The sequence below is a fragment of the Salinicoccus halitifaciens genome, assembly GCF_021026095.1.
GTDB classification, from domain to species: domain Bacteria; phylum Bacillota; class Bacilli; order Staphylococcales; family Salinicoccaceae; genus Lacicoccus; species Lacicoccus halitifaciens.
The window spans coordinates 201,766-219,346 of record NZ_JAJNCU010000001.1 but is presented as its reverse complement, the minus strand read 5'-3'; the positions used below and the strand labels follow the sequence as shown (position 1 = coordinate 219,346).

General features: G+C 53.6%; 16 protein-coding genes. 4 read left to right on the top strand and 12 right to left on the bottom strand.

Going from position 1 to position 17,581, the window contains the following annotated elements:
- Positions 1 to 44: 44 nt before the first annotated feature.
- Together rpoZ and gmk are read right to left on the bottom strand one after the other, a co-directional pair.
- Positions 45 to 239 (bottom strand): DNA-directed RNA polymerase subunit omega, encoded by a 195-nt coding sequence (gene rpoZ / locus LPW40_RS01055; RefSeq protein ID WP_230820398.1) that lies wholly within the window; start codon positions 237 to 239, stop codon positions 45 to 47.
- Positions 239 to 862: a guanylate kinase gene (gmk, locus tag LPW40_RS01050; protein WP_230820397.1), complete on the bottom strand. Its 624-nt coding sequence runs from the start codon at positions 860 to 862 to the stop codon at positions 239 to 241. Before gmk ends, rpoZ begins: the two co-directional genes overlap by 1 nt.
- A 132-nt stretch (positions 863 to 994) precedes the next feature.
- Between gmk and LPW40_RS01045 the strand changes: the two genes are divergently transcribed.
- The 4 genes from LPW40_RS01045 (at position 995) to LPW40_RS01030 (ending at position 6,242) form a co-directional block, all read left to right on the top strand.
- The gene (locus tag LPW40_RS01045) at positions 995 to 2,689 is read left to right on the top strand and encodes an Rqc2 family fibronectin-binding protein (RefSeq protein WP_230820396.1); all 1,695 of its coding nucleotides are present in this window, start codon (positions 995 to 997) and stop codon (positions 2,687 to 2,689) included.
- Positions 2,686 to 4,350 (top strand): phospho-sugar mutase, encoded by a 1,665-nt coding sequence (locus tag LPW40_RS01040; RefSeq protein ID WP_230820395.1) that lies wholly within the window; start codon positions 2,686 to 2,688, stop codon positions 4,348 to 4,350. Before LPW40_RS01045 ends, LPW40_RS01040 begins: the two co-directional genes overlap by 4 nt.
- A gap of 206 nt (positions 4,351 to 4,556) precedes the next feature.
- Positions 4,557 to 5,456, top strand: a complete 900-nt coding sequence (locus tag LPW40_RS01035; RefSeq protein WP_230820394.1) for a nuclease-related domain-containing protein — start codon at positions 4,557 to 4,559, stop codon at positions 5,454 to 5,456.
- A gap of 234 nt (positions 5,457 to 5,690) precedes the next feature.
- Entirely contained in the window at positions 5,691 to 6,242 is a 552-nt protein-coding gene (locus tag LPW40_RS01030) for a DUF488 domain-containing protein (protein ID WP_230820393.1), read from the top strand.
- A gap of 43 nt (positions 6,243 to 6,285) precedes the next feature.
- Here LPW40_RS01030 and pyrE read toward each other — a convergent pair whose 3' ends face one another.
- From pyrE to pyrR, 10 genes are read right to left on the bottom strand one after another with little or no spacing between them, the layout of a single operon-like run.
- Positions 6,286 to 6,897, bottom strand: coding sequence for an orotate phosphoribosyltransferase (gene pyrE, locus LPW40_RS01025; protein ID WP_230820392.1), 612 nt, complete (start codon positions 6,895 to 6,897; stop codon positions 6,286 to 6,288).
- A complete protein-coding gene (pyrF, locus tag LPW40_RS01020) occupies positions 6,890 to 7,594 on the bottom strand; it encodes an orotidine-5'-phosphate decarboxylase (RefSeq protein ID WP_230821041.1) in 705 nt (234 codons plus the stop codon). The genes pyrE and pyrF overlap by 8 nt, the downstream gene beginning before the upstream one ends.
- Before the next feature lie 15 nt (positions 7,595 to 7,609).
- Positions 7,610 to 8,524, bottom strand: coding sequence for a dihydroorotate dehydrogenase (locus LPW40_RS01015; protein ID WP_230820391.1), 915 nt, complete (start codon positions 8,522 to 8,524; stop codon positions 7,610 to 7,612).
- Positions 8,521 to 9,270, bottom strand: a complete 750-nt coding sequence (locus tag LPW40_RS01010; RefSeq protein WP_230820390.1) for a dihydroorotate dehydrogenase electron transfer subunit — start codon at positions 9,268 to 9,270, stop codon at positions 8,521 to 8,523. Before LPW40_RS01010 ends, LPW40_RS01015 begins: the two co-directional genes overlap by 4 nt.
- An 8-nt stretch (positions 9,271 to 9,278) precedes the next feature.
- Entirely contained in the window at positions 9,279 to 12,455 is a 3,177-nt protein-coding gene (gene carB / locus LPW40_RS01005; RefSeq protein WP_230820389.1) for a carbamoyl-phosphate synthase large subunit, read from the bottom strand.
- Entirely contained in the window at positions 12,448 to 13,536 is a 1,089-nt protein-coding gene (locus LPW40_RS01000; RefSeq protein WP_230821040.1) for a carbamoyl phosphate synthase small subunit, read from the bottom strand. The genes carB and LPW40_RS01000 overlap by 8 nt, the downstream gene beginning before the upstream one ends.
- A gap of 2 nt (positions 13,537 to 13,538) precedes the next feature.
- Positions 13,539 to 14,807, bottom strand: coding sequence for a dihydroorotase (locus tag LPW40_RS00995; protein WP_230820388.1), 1,269 nt, complete (start codon positions 14,805 to 14,807; stop codon positions 13,539 to 13,541).
- Entirely contained in the window at positions 14,807 to 15,688 is an 882-nt protein-coding gene (locus LPW40_RS00990) for an aspartate carbamoyltransferase catalytic subunit (protein WP_230820387.1), read from the bottom strand. Before LPW40_RS00990 ends, LPW40_RS00995 begins: the two co-directional genes overlap by 1 nt.
- Positions 15,681 to 17,000: a solute carrier family 23 protein gene (locus LPW40_RS00985; protein WP_230820386.1), complete on the bottom strand. Its 1,320-nt coding sequence runs from the start codon at positions 16,998 to 17,000 to the stop codon at positions 15,681 to 15,683. The genes LPW40_RS00990 and LPW40_RS00985 overlap by 8 nt, the downstream gene beginning before the upstream one ends.
- Positions 17,001 to 17,004: 4 nt before the next feature.
- Positions 17,005 to 17,535: a bifunctional pyr operon transcriptional regulator/uracil phosphoribosyltransferase PyrR gene (gene pyrR, locus LPW40_RS00980; protein WP_230820385.1), complete on the bottom strand. Its 531-nt coding sequence runs from the start codon at positions 17,533 to 17,535 to the stop codon at positions 17,005 to 17,007.
- Positions 17,536 to 17,581 lie beyond the last annotated feature (46 nt).

Below are 17,581 nucleotides of genomic sequence, written 5' to 3'. Positions count from 1 at the left end.
TCACTTCACCTCAATTTTAAAAAAAGCTGACAAAGTATTGTCAGCTAGTTTAGTGGCCTTACTCTATTTTCGGCAATCTCTTCAAGCGCCATGCCTACTGTCTTTGCAGATTCATAACGGTCAAGGATACTCCTGTCCGGATGGTCCTGCAGTTCCCTTGCCCGTTTGGCAGCGAGGGTCACCACAAGATATTTCGAATCCACATTTTTCTTCAACTCATGAACCGGTGGGTATAACATTAATTGTTGACCTCCAATAATAATTTCCTCAGTTTTGATTCAACGCGTGCACGCTTCATATGCGAAGCCTCAACTATACATTGTACACGCCGTTTCGCCTGTTGTACATCTTCATTGATCACGACATAATCATACAGGTTCATCAGGTTCAGTTCACGTTTCGCTTCCCTGATGCGGTGTTTGATCACTTCCATCGAGTCGGTGCCGCGTCCGATCAGGCGCTCTTCAAGCTGGGTGAGGTCCGGCGGCGCCAGAAAGATGAACAGCGCTTCCGGGAACTTCTCGCGGACCTGCTTGGCACCTTCGACTTCGATCTCCAAAAAGACATCGTAACCCTTCTCCATCGTTTCCTTCACATAATCTATCGGCGTACCGTAATAATTGCCCACGTACTCGGCATATTCTATAAATTTATCCTGTTCGATCAATGATTCGAACTCTTCCCTCGTCTTGAAAAAGTAATCCACACCATCCACTTCGCCTTCTCTCTGCCGACGGGTTGTCATGGAAATTGAATATTTAAAAGCTGTATCCGGATCATCAAAAATAGCCTTTCTTACTGTGCCTTTTCCGACACCTGAAGGCCCTGAGAGCACGATCAAAAGTCCTTTGTCTGAAGTCATAGCGAGTTACCTTTCTTTTTTGTGATTATCTCTTAATGTATCATACATGTTGTCAAAATTCATCTGAAAAATTATTGATATACTGATGTTCATGGTAAAATATTCAGGTAATGTATTTAAGGAGAGATGTAAATGGCATTTGACGGCAATTTTGTCCATGCGTTGTGTGATGAACTGAAAATCATCCAATCGGGCAAAATCAATAAAATCCAGCAGATGGATGAAACGACACTGATATTCAAAGTGCGCAGCCAGGGTGCAAACCACCAGCTGCTGATCAGTGCCCATCCGATGTATGCAAGATTCCACCTGACCCGGGAGAAATATGAATTCCCGTTCGATCCGCCGATGTTCTCCCGCGTGCTGAGGAAGCATATGGAAGGCGGCATCATAAAGTCCATCGAACAGATCGGCAACGACCGGCGGGTCCATATCACGGTCAATTCAAAAAATGAGATCGGCGACGATATCACAAGGATCCTGATACTTGAGATCATGGGCAAACATTCGAACATCATCATGACCGATGAAGACTACAAGATCATTACAGGCATCAAGCACCTGACCCCGAACAACAATATCCGTACCGTCATGCCCGGCTTCAAATATGAAGCGCCGCCGACGGATGAGAAGCTGAACCCGCGCACCGATGAAATAAACAGCCTCCCCGCCCGGATCGATTTCAACAGCGGCAAACTGGGCCGCCAGATATTGAAGGCGGTGGAAGGTTTCAGCCCGCTGTTCATCAGGGAGATCGAGCACCATGCAAAACACTTCACGATAGAGAACGTCGTCCCTGCGGTAAAAGAGGGCCTCAGGCGCGCCGAAGAAGTCACACCGGTGCTGTATCATCTCGACAAGGACGTCTTTTATTTCACGAAGCTGCATCACCTGGATGCGGAACCTGAAGTGTACCCGACACTCAGTGCCCTGCTCGATGACTACTACCACAGCCGCTTCCAGAACAATATGATCCGCCAGAAGGCACAGGATTATCTGCATGTCATTGAGAGGGAGTACGACCGGGTGGAGCGCAAGATAGAGAAGCTGCATGAGGATCTTGCGGAAGCGGAGAAGAAGGATGAGTACCAGAAGTACGGCGAGCTGATCACCGCCTTCATGCATGAAGTAAAGCGCTATGACAAGGAAGTGACCGTCCAGGATTACTACACCGGCGAGGAAGTGACCATACCGCTCGACCCGGAGCTCCCGCCGAGCGAGAACGCACAGAGATACTACCGCATGTACAACAAGCTGAAAAACCGTGAGACGACGGCTTATGAACAGCTGGAAAAAGCACACGCGGATAAGAAGTATTTCGAGAGCCTGCTGCACCAGATGGATACGATCACCACTTCCGCAGAAGTCGAGGAGATCAGGGAAGAGCTCGTCGAAGAAGGCATACTGAAATTCAAAAAGACGAATAAAAAGAAGAAGAATCAGAAGATCCAGCTGCATGAGTTCAGGACCACGAACGGCCTCACGGTGTTCGTCGGCAAGAACAACAAGCAGAATGACTATCTGACTTCAAAGAAATCACGCAACAACCATCTGTGGTTCCATACGAAGGACATCCCCGGCTCGCACGTGGTCATCGCCCATCCGCCGCATGAAATCGAAGAGGCGGATATTCTGGATGCGGCGAAGATCGCAGCCTTCCATTCAAAGGCTGGCAGTTCGGAATCCGTGCCGGTGGATTATACGGAAATCAAGCATGTGCATAAAATATCCGGCGCAAAACCCGGATTTGTGACATACACCGACCAGAAAACGGTTTTTGTTACACCGCTCAGGCAGGAAATTGATAAAATGAAAGTAACGACATGAATGAGGTGAATGGATTGGCAAGGGAAGAATGGGAAAAACATTTGAACGGCAGTCTGATTACAGAAGAAATGTATGGATCTTTAAGCGAAGCGGATCATGAAGATGCGCATGCCGAAGAGCTCAAGTTCGGCACGGCCGGCATACGTGGGAAAATCGGCCTCGGCCCGAACAGGCTGAACCGGTATACCGTCGAGAAAGTAGCCTACGGCCTCAGCCGGCAGATCAGGAAGGAAGGCGGCGGCCGTGTCGTGATCGGCTACGATATCCGCCGCCTGTCGCGTGAATTTTCGGAGGCGATCGCTTCCGTCCTTGCGGAAAACGGCATTGAAGTGTATTTGTCCGAAGGCTATATCACCACACCCGAACTCTCCTTCTTCACAAGGCGCCACGGGGCTGATTACGGCATCATGATCACGGCGAGCCACAACCCGCCGGAATACAACGGCATCAAAGTGTACGGCGCGGACGGTGCCCAGCTGACGGACGCGCCGGCTGCAGCCTTAAGTGACGAGATCAACGGCATCGAGGATGTCTTCGGTATTGCATCCGCTGACTTTGATGAAGCGCTCGAGCGTGGACAGATCCGCCATATCGACTACCGGAATTATGAGGATTACCAGGAGAAAGTGAAGTCGCTCACCGGCGACATCCCAGCCTCCGATCTTTCGGTTGTATTCTCAAGCCTTCACGGCACCGCACTGCCGGTTGCGGAATACATCCTCCGCGACCTCGGGTTTGACGGCCTCCACCTTGTCGAGGCGGAATGCGAAGTCGACAGCGACTTTTCCCACGTGAAGAATCCGAATCCGGAAGAGCCCGCGGCGTTCACCGGCGCACGGGCGCTCGGCGGGGAAGCCGGCGCGGATCTCCTCATCGCAACGGACCCGGATGCCGACAGGATCGGCATTGAAGTGATGCATGAAGGTGAATATGTGCATCTGAACGGCAACCAGCTCGGCATCATTTTACTCCACAACCGCCTCAATACGACGGAGTTTGAACGCACGCCCGTCGTGGTGAAAAGTGTGGTGACGAGTGATCTGAGCCGTAAGGTCGCAGATAAATTCGGTGCGGAATCCGTTGAAGTGCTGACCGGCTTCAAATACATCGGCGCCGTCGCAAAGTCGCTTGAAGAAGACACTACGCGCGAATTCGCCTTCGGTTACGAGGAGAGCTACGGCTATCTGATCAGCGATTTCGTCCGTGATAAGGATGCGATCCAGATCGTGCCCGCCATCGTCAAGCTTGCATCGGAGCTGAAAAACGCAGGACTGACGCTCGTCGACCGGCTTGAAGAGATTTACGCAGAATTCGGGCATCAAAGTGAGAAGATGATCAGCCATACTTTCGAAGGCCTGGCCGGCCGCGAGAAAATCGCTGAGATCATGGACCAGTTCAGAAGGAATACGCCCGGCGAGATCGAGGGGCGGAAAGTCGTGTGCTTCGAGGATTATCTGTCGGGCGAACGCCGCTTTGATGACGGCCGGAGCGAAGCGATCGACCTGCCGCGCGCGAATGTGATCAAGGTTCATTTTGAAGACGGCTGGATCGCCCTCAGGCCATCCGGCACCGAGCCGAAGATCAAGCTTTACGTCTCACTCACCACCCGCCATATCGACGAAGAAGCCAAAATCATCAACGATATGATTTTTGGCGTTTAGAAATTGTTGTACCGGCCCGCAAGCTTCTGCCTGCGGGTCTTTATTTTACAGATTTTGAATTTCGGGGGACAGAAACCCGAAAACTGGATGTTTTGTGATGCGATTTCCGGAAAAGTGCCTGATTTGTGGTGCAGAAATCGAATTGTTGCGATATGACAACAATTTAGATGAGGTTTATGATGGGAATAAAAACCGGAGGCGCTTGAATGAGGGAGAAGACGAGGCGGCATCAGCAGCTGGAGATACTGCATGCGAGGTACATGCTGCCGGCTTACGAAAAAGATGAACTGCATAAACTGGAAGCGGGTTTTATCGGGGAACTGGAATTTGACGGCATCATCGAGCCGTTTATTAAAGGGAGCAATATCATACATATTAAGGACTACAGCTTCCACCCCGAAGATGTCTTGGGGCGCTCCACGAAATCCAGGGAGGATGCTTCGCACGTCCAGCTGGATAATGTGGTGGTGGCGAAAGATTTTTTATACACGTTTGAGATCAAGAATTACAGTTTTGATCTCATTTATAAGGATGGCAAGTGGTATTTCGAAAACGGCAGTGAGTTTGCGAGCCCGCTGCTGCAGGTGGCGAGGCAGCGGGATATGCTCGGGAAAATGCTTTACGGCTTCGGTTCGGATATCCGCATGTTCAATGTGGTGGTGTTCATCAATGCCAATCAGACGATCTTCAACTTGCCGGCGGCGGGTGAGATCATCGTAAGGAGCAATCTGCATAAGAAGCTGTCCAAGGCGATGGCCGGCAACCATTATGACCACAGCCGGCTCGTTTCCAGATTGGAAGAGAGGAAAATCGATGTCGTCAAGTATCAGCGCGACACGACCGTTGAGTTCCGGGAGCTTGCTAAGGGTGTGTTCTGTAAAGGATGCGGGAGGAAATTGATGCGGAGGAACAGGGACTGGTTCAGGTGTGCGCCTTGCGGAGTTGATATTCCAATTCTGGATGCTGCCCGCCGGCTGATTCATGAGTTGAAAGTCCTCAACCGCTCATGGAAGGTCACGCCGAGTCTTGTGCAGGCGTTTTCGGATGGGGAGATCAGTGAATTTTACGTCAGGAGTAATGTAAAGAGAGGCAGATTGGGGCTTTGAGGGAGTAGTGATGCGGAAATTCGATTAAGTCACCGGGAATCTTGAAGATAATCGATTTTGCGGGTGTTATTCGATTAAGTCGCCTGGAATGCTGAAGATAATCGATTTCGCAAACGATATTCGATTAAGTCGTCTGAAATCTTGAAGATAATCGATTCCGCAATTCAACCCACTTCTTAAGCCACGGGTTTTTATTCCCCCAAAGGTGGTATGGACCACTAAAAAGGTGATTCCATGAAAATATACACGATCGGGCACTCGGATTACTCGAAAGAGGCATTCATTGAAATGCTCACGCACGCGGAAATAAACTTCGTCGCGGATGTTCGGGCGTTCCCCTACAGTAAAAAGCATCCACACTTCAACGGGGAGGACATGCGCACATGGCTCAGACAGGAGAATATAAATTATGAACATATGCCGGCACTCGGCGGAAGGCGCGGCAGCTCCTCGATCGTCGGCCCGACCCTCAATGAGGGCTGGCGGAACCAATCATTCCATCATTATGCCGATTATACTCTGTCGGAGGAATTCGCCGACGGAATAAACACCCTGCTCGAAACTGCGCAGAATCACACCGTCGCTTATATGTGTTCTGAAAATCATCCGGCCCGCTGCCACCGCCTGCTCATCAGTAACTGGCTGAAGGCGCACGGCCATGAAGTCATCCATATCATCCGGCGTTCTGAAGATGAAATAGAACTCACGCCCCACGAGCTCGGCAAATGGGGCGCGATGCCGATCATCGAGGAGGATCAGACGGTCGTTTATCCGAAACTCGACTGACTCCACAAAAAAGGATGCCGGCAACCGGCATCCTTTTCCTATTTTACAGTTCGTCTCTGAATTTCACGACTTCGGCCCTCTCATCCTCCGTCAGCATGTCCGCCTCCACACTTACATCAAGCAGTGTGTCTAGGTCCGACAGTGTGACGCATTTGAATCCGGAAGCTTCGAAGTTCTGCTCAGCCTTCTCAAGCTGATACGAGAATATCGCAACGACGGCTTCGACTTCCGCGCCTTCATCCCTCAGGATTTCAGCCGCTTCAATGCTTGAGCCGCCCGTTGATATCAAGTCCTCTATCAGAACGACTTTCCGCCCTTTGACAGCCGCACCTTCAATAAGCCTACCGGTGCCGTGCTTCTTTTTGCTGCCCCGGACATAGCTCATCGGCAGATCCAGCGCTTCACTGATGAAAGCCGCATGCGGAATGCCTGCAGTCGACGTGCCCGCAATCACTTCCGCATCCGGTGCGATCTCCCTGATCGTCTCGGCAAAGTCGTTGACGATGCCCTTCCTTGTCTCCACATGCCCGATGATCTGCCTGTTATCGCAGTATATCGGTGAAATGATGCCGCTTGCCCATGTGAACGGGTCATCCGGCCTGACCTGTACTGCACCTATATCAAGTAAAGCTTTTGCTACACTTTCCCTACTCAACCGTGACGCCCTCCCAAATTGCCTTGATCCTGTTGTATTTATCCACCGGATCTTTGTCCTGCGTAATCGAACGCCCGACAACGATATAATCCGATTTCCTGTTTCTTGCATCAGCGGGGGTCACGACCCTCGCCTGGTCATCATTGGAATCCTCTTCCAGACGGATGCCCGGTGTGACGGTGAGGAATTCCGGCCCCACTTTTTCATGGATGATTTCCGACTCAAGCGGTGAAGCCACCACGCCGTCGAGCCCCGCCTGCTGCGCGAGCTTCGAGTAATGCACGACGCTTTCCGTCAATGACAGCACGGACTGCTGCTCACGGGCAACCATTTCATCAGTCATTGACGTCAGCTGCGTCACCGCGATCAGCTTGCCGTCCGGATTGCCGTCCTTGAATGATTCCAAAGCACGTTTCATCATTGCCGTACCGCCTTGTGCATGGACGTTCGTCATCTGGATATCCAGCCTGCCGATGCCCTCCATCGCCTTGCCGACGGTATTCGGAATATCATAAAGTTTCAAATCCAGGAAAATATCATGACCCATCTGACGGATTTCTTCGATGATTTTTGGGCCGTTGGACAAATAAAGTTCCAATCCAACTTTGACGAACAGCTTCTCATCAAACCGACCCAAAAATTCTTTGACCGTTTCATACTCCCGAAAATCGAGTGCAATAATTGGTGTGTTCATAATAATTTCCCCCTAGTTTTATAAGTACGCCCTGCCTTTTAGATCATGGATATGATCTATATTGAGGGTGCCGACTCTTGTTGCGAGCTCATCGATCAGTGCCGGGCAGATGTAAGGGTCGGTGAAGTTCATCGTCCCCACAGCCACCGCATCGGCGCCGACCGACAAGTAATCCAGAATATCATCTGCTGTTGCAATGCCCCCCATTCCGATTATCGGGACGTCAGGCATGTGCTGCCTGACCTGGTAGATCATGTTCAGGGACACCGGTTTGATGGCCGGTCCGCTGAGGCCGCCCGTGATGTTCGCCAAAATCGGCCTGCCGGCATCATCCAGCCGCATTCCGACAAGCGTATTGATCATCGTCAGCCCGTCCGCAATGTCCCCCACACTTTTCGCCATGTCCACGATATGGGTGACATTTGGTGATAGTTTAACATAAACGGGGACGCTTGACGCGTTTTTTACTTCATATGTCAGTTTTCTGGCGGTTTCAGGGTCGGTGCCGAACTGGATGCCGCCTTCTTTGACGTTCGGGCATGAAATGTTGAGCTCCAGTGCCTTTACGTTCGGCGCTTTGGAAATCTTCCCGGCGACGCTGACATAGTCCTCGATCTTCGTGCCGGCAACATTCGCGATCACGGGCACATCATACTGCTCCAAAAACTTCAGTTCATGTTCGATGATATGTTCGACGCCCGGATTCTGCAGGCCGATCGCATTCAGCATGCCGCTTGCGGTCTCGGCGACCCGGGGTGTTTTATTGCCCGCGCGGGGCTCCTCGGTCGCCGCCTTGATCATGATGGCGCCGAGCTTGGATAAGTCATACAGCTTTGAGAATTCCTCCCCGAAGCTGAAGCAGCCGGAAGCAGGCATGACCGGGTTTTTAAGGTCCAGGCCGGGCAGCGAAACCGCGAGTTTTGAATTTGTCATAGTACGATCTCACCTTTCCTGAATACCGGGCCGTCGGTGCACACTTTTGCCTGTGTGCCGTCCGCGCGTTCACAGACGCACGCATAGCAGACACCGAAGCCGCAGCCCATCCTTTCCTCGAGCGACACATAGCCGTCGATCGCGAGTTCATCACTGACCGCCTTCAGCATCACCTTCGGTCCGCATGCATAGAACCGGTCGTATGAATCTTTCAAGTTCCTTGTCACATCCGTGACGAACCCTTCCGTGCCGCGGCTGCCGTCCACCGTCGCAATAAAGGTCTCACCGAGCGCGCGGAACTTCTCTTCATAGAAAATATCCTTACTCGAGTTGAAGCCGAGCACATGGGTCGTCTTCACACCGATCGCATTCAGCTGTTTCGAGAGTTCATAGAGCGGCGGCACCCCGATGCCGCCGCCGATGATCAGGACGTGGTCCGCTGGTTCCACCGGGTAGCCGGTGCCGAGCGGTGACAGGAGGTCGACGTGATCCCCCCGCTTGAAGCGGGAAAGCTTCCGTGTCCCTTCCCCGTCGGCCCTGTAAGTGATCGTAAACTGTGAGTTTTCCGCATCGATATCTGAAATGGAGATCGGCCTGCGCAGCACATTCGAAGTCGAATCACTCACCCTCACATGCACGAACTGGCCCGGCGTCTTCATGTTCTGCGTGATCTCGCCTTCCAGCACCATCTCGTAAATCTTATCGGCAATCTGCTCCTGGGAAATGACGGTCATGATACTTTTCATTTTCTCACCTACATTTTATCCATATTGAAAGTCATGCTTTCGATGACTTCGATCAGCGTTCTTGCAGTGTCGAGGGATGTCAGGCACGGCACACCGTTCTCGACGGATTCGCGGCGTATCCTGAAGCCGTCCCTTTCGACTTCCTTGCCCTTAGTCATCGTATTGACGACGATCTGTACATTGCCGTTCTGGATTGCGCGCAGCAGTGTCTGTTCGCCTTCACCGATCTTCTCAACGGTGACCACCGGGATGTCCGCTTCTTCAAGTGCAGCTGCCGTGCCCTTCGTTGCAAGGATGCGGTAGCCGCAGTGTGAAAATCTTTTCGCGAGTGCAACGGCTTCCGATTTGTCCTTGTCCGCGATGGTGAAGAGGGCCGTGCCGTGGTCCTTCACATCGAGGCCGCTCGCAACAAGGCTCTTGTAGAGGGCTTTATTGAGCGTATCGTCCTTGCCCATGACTTCCCCGGTCGATTTCATCTCAGGTCCGAGCGTGACATCGACATTTTTCAGTTTGGAGAAGCTGAATACAGGTGCTTTGACGTAGTAGCCCGGCTGGATCGGCTGCAGGCCGAGCGGATAGCCGCTTTCGCTGAGCTTTTTACCGAGTATCGCATGCATCGCGAGCCCCGCCATCGGGATTTCCGTGATCTTGCTCATGAATGGTACCGTACGGCTCGATCTCGGGTTGACCTCGAGGACGAAGATGCCGTCTTTTGAGAGCACGAACTGGATATTGATGATGCCGATGATGTTCAGACCTTTGGCCAGTCGCTCGGTGTAGTCGACAAGCGTATCGATCTCCTCCTGCGACAGGTTGACCGGCGGATAGACCGCCATGGAGTCACCGGAGTGCACGCCCGCCCTTTCGATGTGTTCCATGATGCCCGGGATGATGACATTCTCGCCGTCGCATATCGCATCCACCTCAATCTCCTTGCCCGTCAGATAGCTGTCGATGAGCACGGGATGTTCAGGTGATGCTTTCACGGCATTCCTCATATAGTTCTCGAGTTCGCTCTCGTTGAAGACGATCTCCATCGCACGGCCGCCGAGGACATAGCTCGGGCGCACAAGGACCGGGAATCCGATATGGCGCGCGTTCTCCAGTGCTTCCGCTTCGTTCGTCGCGGTCTTGCCGTGCGGCTGCGGGACTTTGATGTCCTGCAGCAGCGCCTCGAAACGCTTCCTGTCTTCTGCACGGTCGATATCGTCAAGACTTGTGCCGAGGATGGTCACGCCTTCCTCAGCGAGGCGGTCCGCCAGGTTGATCGCCGTCTGGCCGCCGAACTGCACGACCACGCCTTTCGGGTTTTCATTGTGGACGATGTTCATCACATCTTCATAGGTGAGCGGTTCGAAATAAAGTTTATCCGAGATGGAGAAATCGGTCGAGACGGTTTCCGGGTTGTTGTTCACGACGATTGCTTCGTATCCCGCTTCTTGGATCGCCCATACCGCATGCACCGTCGCGTAGTCGAACTCGATGCCCTGCCCGATGCGGATCGGTCCGCTGCCGAGTACGAGGATCTTCTCCTTGTCGCTCGGAATCGATTCGTTCTCGGTTTCATATGTGCCGTAGAAGTACGGCGTATTGGATTCGAATTCGCCTGCGCACGTATCGATGATTTTATAGACGGGCATGATGCCTTCTTCTTTCCTGATCTTGAAGACGTCGCTTCCGGACATTTCCCAGCGGTGGCCGATGACACGGTCGCTGAATCCGAATTTCTTAGCCCATTTCAGATGCGGGATACTGTTTTTATTGTCTTTCAGCTGTCTTTCGATGTCGATGATGTGCTTGAACTTGTTCAGGAAATACATGTCGATCCTCGTCCATTCATGGATCTCCTCAAGGGTCACATCACGGCGGATCGCCTCGCCGATGAAGAACAGGCGCTCATCGCTCTGTGCCTTGATCGAGCGGATGATGTACTCGAGATTATAGTCATCACCGTTCGGCAGTCCGAGATGATGGACGCCGTATTCAAGGGAGCGGATCGCCTTCAGGAGCGATTCCTCATATGTGCGTCCGATGGCCATGACTTCCCCCGTCGCCTTCATCTGCGTGCCGAGCTTGCGCTCGCCCTTTTCGAACTTGTCGAACGGGAAGCGCGGGATTTTGGAGACGACGTAATCGAGTGCCGGTTCGAATGCCGCATAGCTCGTATTCGTCACCGGGTTCTGCATCTCATCGAGCGTCATGCCGACTGCGATCTTCGCAGCGAGCTTCGCGATCGGATAACCCGTCGCCTTCGAGGCCAGTGCACTGGAGCGTGACACCCTCGGGTTCACTTCGATGATGTAGTAGTCGAATGAGTGCGGATCGAGCGCCAGCTGGACGTTGCATCCGCCTTCGATCTCAAGCTTCCTGATGATGTCGAGGGAGACGGTGCGGAGCATCTGATGTTCCTTGTCCGTCATCGACTGGCTTGGCGCGACGACGATGGAGTCGCCCGTATGGATGCCGACCGGATCGATGTTTTCCATGTTGCAGACGACGATCGCATTATCATTGGAGTCGCGCATCACTTCATATTCGATCTCCTTGAAGCCGGCGATCGATTTTTCAAGCAGGCACTGGTTCACCGGTGAATACTTCAAACCGTTCGCAACGATTTCCTTCAGGTCATCCTCATTTTCACAGATGCCGCCGCCGGTGCCGCCCATTGTATACGCCGGGCGCACGATGAACGGGTAGCCGACTTTGTCGACGAAGGCGTAGGCTTCGTCGATCGAGGTGATGATGTCGGATTCAGGGACCGGGACGCCCATCTCGTTCATCAGGTTTCTGAACAAGTCACGGTCTTCCGCCTGTTTGATCGAATCAAGCTTCGTTCCGAGCAGCTCGACGTCATTCTCCTCGAGCACGCCGAGACGGTCGAGTTCAACCGCCATGTTCAGCCCGACCTGGCCGCCGAGTGTCGGCAGCAGTGCATCCGGCTGTTCTTTTCTGATGATGCGGCTGATGAAGTCCGGTGTGAGCGGTTCGATGTAGACGACGTCCGCAATTTCCTTATCCGTCATGATCGTCGCCGGGTTCGAGTTCACCAGTATGACGCGGTACCCTTCCTCTTTCAGCGCAAGGCAGGCCTGCGTCCCCGCGTAGTCGAATTCCGCCGCCTGGCCGATGATGATCGGCCCGCTCCCTATGACAAGGATTGTATTGATATCGTTACGTTTAGGCATTCGTTTGTCCTCCTTCAGTCGTCATCATTCCAATGAATTGATCGTACAAATATGATGTTTCATGCGGACCCGCTGCAGCTTCAGGATGGTACTGCACGCTGAAGACCGGTGCGCTCTTATGTCTGATGCCTTCAACGGAACCGTCGTTCAAGGCGGTGTGCGTCACTTCAAAATCCGTGTTTTCAAGGCTGCCGCCGTCAATCGCATAGCCGTGGTTCTGCGTCGTGATCTCCACCTTGCCCGTGAGCAGGTTCTTCACCGGGTGGTTCGCACCGCGGTGGCCGAACTTCATCTTATACGAAGCCGCACCTCCGGCGAGTGCGATGAGCTGATGGCCGAGGCAGATGCCGAAAAGCGGCACTTTTCCGATCAGGCCTTTCACCGTCTCTATCGCCACCTTAACGTCTTCCGGGTTGCCGGGGCCGTTTGAGAGCATCACGCCCTCGGGCTTCATGTCGAGAATCTGTTCAGCCGGCGTATCATGCGGCAGCACCGTGACGTCGCATCCGCGCTGGTTCAGCGAGCGGACGATGTTCTCCTTCTTGCCGAAATCGAGGAGCGCGACCCTCGGGCCCACGCCTGTTGAAATATACGGCGTCCCTGTCGAAACGCGTGCCACCTGATCCGTTGCATCTCTCGAGTCCTTTATTTTCAAAACCGTGCTGTCATGGTCGGATGAATCCGTGATCATCGCCTTCATCACGCCGCCTGTGCGGATCTTCTTCGTGATGCTGCGCGTATCCACGCCGCTGATGCCCGGAATGCCGTGCCTTTTCAAAAATTGATCCAGGTTTTCATCGCATCTGAAATTGGAGGGATGCTCGGCCGCTTCACGCACGACCACGCCGCCTGCAGTGGGCAGGAGCGATTCGCTGTCCTCGAAGTTGAAGCCCGCGCTGCCGATGAGCGGGTAGCTGAACGTGATGATCTGATCGGTGTATGAATTGTCGGTGATGATCTCCTGCACGCCCGTCATTGATGTGTTGAAGACGATCTCGCCCGAAGATTCAGCATCCGCTCCGAGTTTGTAGCCTTCATGGACGGTGCCGTCCTCAAGCACCAGGTATCTTATATCATTCAACATTATTTTCCCTCCATTTGATATTTGATTTCACCATCCACGATGGTCATGTATATATCCGACGTGAGCTCCGTCCCGTCGAACGGTGTGTTCTTTGATTTCGATAAGAATTTCTCTTTATCCAGCGTATACTGTTCCTCCAGGTCGATTACCGTGATGTCCGCATCCCTGCCCGGCAGTAAAACGCCCATCTCCAGGTTGAACACCCCAGCCGGTGCAATCGTCAGCCAGTCCACCAGCTGCTGGAGCGTGATGATCCCGGGTTTGACGAGCTTCGTATAGCACAGCTGGAAGGCATTTTCGATGCCGACGATGCCGAACGGTGCCGTCTCTATGCCGACCGCCTTCTCATCTTCATGATGCGGTGCATGGTCCGTTGCGATGAAGTCGATCGTCCCGTCGAGGAGCCCTTCGATCAGCGCCTCTTTGTCGGCTGCACCGCGGAGCGGCGGGTTCATCTTGAAGTTCGGATCTTTTGAAGTGATGTCCGTTTCATCCAGTACAAGATGGTGCGGCGTCACTTCTGCGGTGACGTTGATGCCCGCGCGCTTTGCATCCCTGATGATGCGCACGCTCTCCTTGGTCGAGACGTGGCACACATGGTAGTGGCAGCCTGCCGCCTCGGCAAGCAGTATGTCGCGCGCAATCTGCACCGACTCGGTGGCCGACGGGATGCCCGGGATGCCTAGTTTTTCGCTCGTGATGCCGTCATGGATGGCACCGCCGCGGATCAAAGTATTCTCCTCCGTGTGGGCGACGATCGGCATATCAATCTCCGCCGCTGCCGTCATGGCCCGGAACATCATGTCCGCACTCTGCACACCGACGCCGTCATCGGTGAAGGCGAACGCCCCTGCTTCTTTCAGCCCTTTGAAGTCTGCGAGTTTCTCACCTTTCAGACCTTCGGTGATGGAGGCATACGGCAGTACTTTCGTATGGGCATCCCTTTCGATGATGTCATTGACATGCTCGAGCCGCTCGACCGTATCCGTGATCGGATTCGTGTTCGGCATCGGCGAGATCGAAGTGAATCCGCCCCGTGCCGCCGCCTTCGTGCCCGACTCTATCGTCTCCTTATGTTCGAAGCCCGGCTCCCTTAAGTGCACATGCACATCGATGAGCCCCGGCGTAATCAGTCTGCCCGCAAGGTCGAGCGTCTCCCCGTCCGAATTCAAATCCGTGCCGACCGCCTTGATCTTTCCGTCCTCAATCAGGACATCCTGTTCAATAAGTTTATTGTCATGAAGTACCACACCATTTTTTAACAGCATCAATTTTTCTCCTTTAAAATGTTTTCCAATATGCTCATGCGCATGTATACACCGTTCTGCATCTGGCTGAATATCCGGCTCTTCTCCGCTTCGACGAGTTCCGATGAGATTTCCACATCCCGGTTCACCGGCGCCGGATGCATGATGATTGCCTCATCCTTCATCTTCTCATACCGCGCAGGGTTCAGGCCGTATTCCGCATTGTAGCCTTCCTTCGAGAATGTCATCTGCACGAAATGCCGTTCATGCTGCACGCGCAAAAGCATCAGCACGTCACACGTCTCAACAGCTTCATCGAAGTCGATGTAGGCTTCCTCAAAGCCCGGATCCTGCCACTCCCTGGGCCCCGAGAAATAAACTTCCGCACCCAGCTTGGTCAGCGCCTGGTAGTTGCTGTGGGCGACCCTCGAGTGGGAGATGTCGCCTGAAATCGCGACCCTCAAGCCTTTGAAGCGCCCGAAGTTTTCATATATCGTCATCAGGTCGAGGAGGCACTGCGTCGGGTGCGACCCGCTGCCGTCCCCGCCGTTCACTATCGGCACATTGACATCTCCGAGAGTATCAAAATACCGTGTGTCGCCGTGCCGGATCACGAGCACGTCCGCCCCGATCGCTTCCAGCGTCTTGCATGTATCGTATAAGCTCTCCCCCTTCTGTACGGAACTTGTATCCGCATCGAAGGGAATCGCATGTATGCCAAGGCGGAACTCCGCCATTTCAAAACTCATCCTCGTCCGTGTCGAGTTTTCAAAGAAAAGGTTCACGACGGTCTTATCCTGGAACTTCCGGGGTGCCTCCCCCTGTTTGAAAGCAAGAGCTCGTTCGATCAGTGAAAGAATTTCATTTTCATCCAATGACTCCACGGTCAACAGATTATTCATTGAGTGCCTCCTCCTTCGGTAATACCGCGTTTAGTATGATGCCTGCAAGTGCTGCGAGGGCCATGCCCTCAAGATTGAATGGGATGTTCCCGATCGTGAAGTCAAGATGCGCCTTGCCGATGCCGACGACCAGTATGACCGATGCGATGACGAGGTTCCTTTTATTGTCGAGGTCGACCTGTGCATCGATCAAAAGCCTGAGGCCGCTTGCTGCGATGATGCCGAAGAGCAGTATTGAAACCCCGCCCATCACCGGTGTGGGTATCGACTGCACCAGTGCGGTGAACTTGCCGACGAAGCCGAGCATCACTGCAAACACGGCCGCCCCGCCGATGACCCATATGCTGAACACCCGGGTGATCGCAAGGACGCCGATGTTCTCCCCGTAAGTCGTCGTCGGCGGTCCGCCGATGGCGCTTGCGAACATCGTCGCCGCCCCGTCACCGATCAGTGACCGGTGCAGGCCCGGTTTCTTGAAGAAATCCCGTCCGACGATCTTGTTGATGACCACCTGGTGTCCGATATGCTCGGATACCGTGACGAAGACGATCGGCAGCATGACGATGAAGAGGCCGATGTTGATCGACGGTTCGTATGAGAGGAGCGGAATGTGGACATCCGGCAGGATGAACCAGCCCGTCTCCCTGATCTGCGTGAAGTCCACCACCCCGAACAGCATGGCCGTTATGTATCCGCCGATGATGCCGATCAGAATCGGGATCAGGCCGAGCACACCTTTTAGGAATACAGAAGCCGCCACTGTGATGAGGAGTGTGATGACGGCGATCGCGATATAGGTCAGGCTGTAGCCTTCCTGATTGCCCGAATCCGTGTACATCGCCATATCCACCGCGACCGGTGCGAGCCCGAGGCCGATCACCATGATGACCGGTCCGACGACGATCGGCGGCAGCATGCGTATCAGCCAGTCCGTGCCTGAGAATTTGATGATTGTCCCGATGACCACGTAGAGCACACCGCTGAAGAACAGCGCCGTCAGCACTTCGCCGAGGGTGTTCGCACCGAGCGCGATCGTGATCGGCAGGATGAAGGCGAAGCTTGATCCGAGGTATGCCGGTATCTGCCCCTTTGTGATCCATATGTAGAGGAGTGTCCCGATGCCGCTTGCAATCAGTGCCGCACTCACTGGGAGCCCGGTCAGGAACGGCACGAGCACCGTCGCCCCGAACATCGCAAACAGATGCTGCGAACTTAAGAGCGCCCACTGTGACAGCTTCGGTTTTTCATGCACATCGAGCTTCGGTTCAAAACTTCTTTCATAAAGGTGGTCCGTCGGTTGTTGTTCTCTCATCTCTTTACTCCTGTTCCGTCAAAGTCACTGCATTGTTCCCGTCGACTTCTTCCAGTGCGACGTTGATGCTTTCATCTTTTGCCGTCGGTATGTTCTTGCCCACGTAATCCGCCCGGATCGGCAGCTCCCTGTGCCCGCGGTCGATCAGTACGGCGAGGGATATTTTGGCAGGCCGCACCGTGTTCAATATGGCGTCCATCGCCGCCCGGATGGTGCGGCCGGTGAAGAGGACGTCATCGACGAGCACGACATGCTTGTCGTTCAGGTCGGTGTCGATGACGATATCCTCATCGTTCACCTTCTGCCCCGGCTTATCATCCCGGTAGTTGCTGATGTCGATCGTGCCCGTCGGGACATCGACTTCCTCGATCTGCCGGATCTTTTCCTGCAGCCTGTCCGCAAGGAACTCGCCGCGGGTCTTTATTCCAAGGAGGATGATGTTCTCCGTCCCCTTGTTCCTCTCCAGCACTTCATGCGCCATGCGCGTCAATGACCGGCTGATCTGTGCCTCATCGAGAATCGTACGCTCTTTCATTGCTTCAACCTCCATAAATTTCATAAAAAAATACCCATGCCGGGCG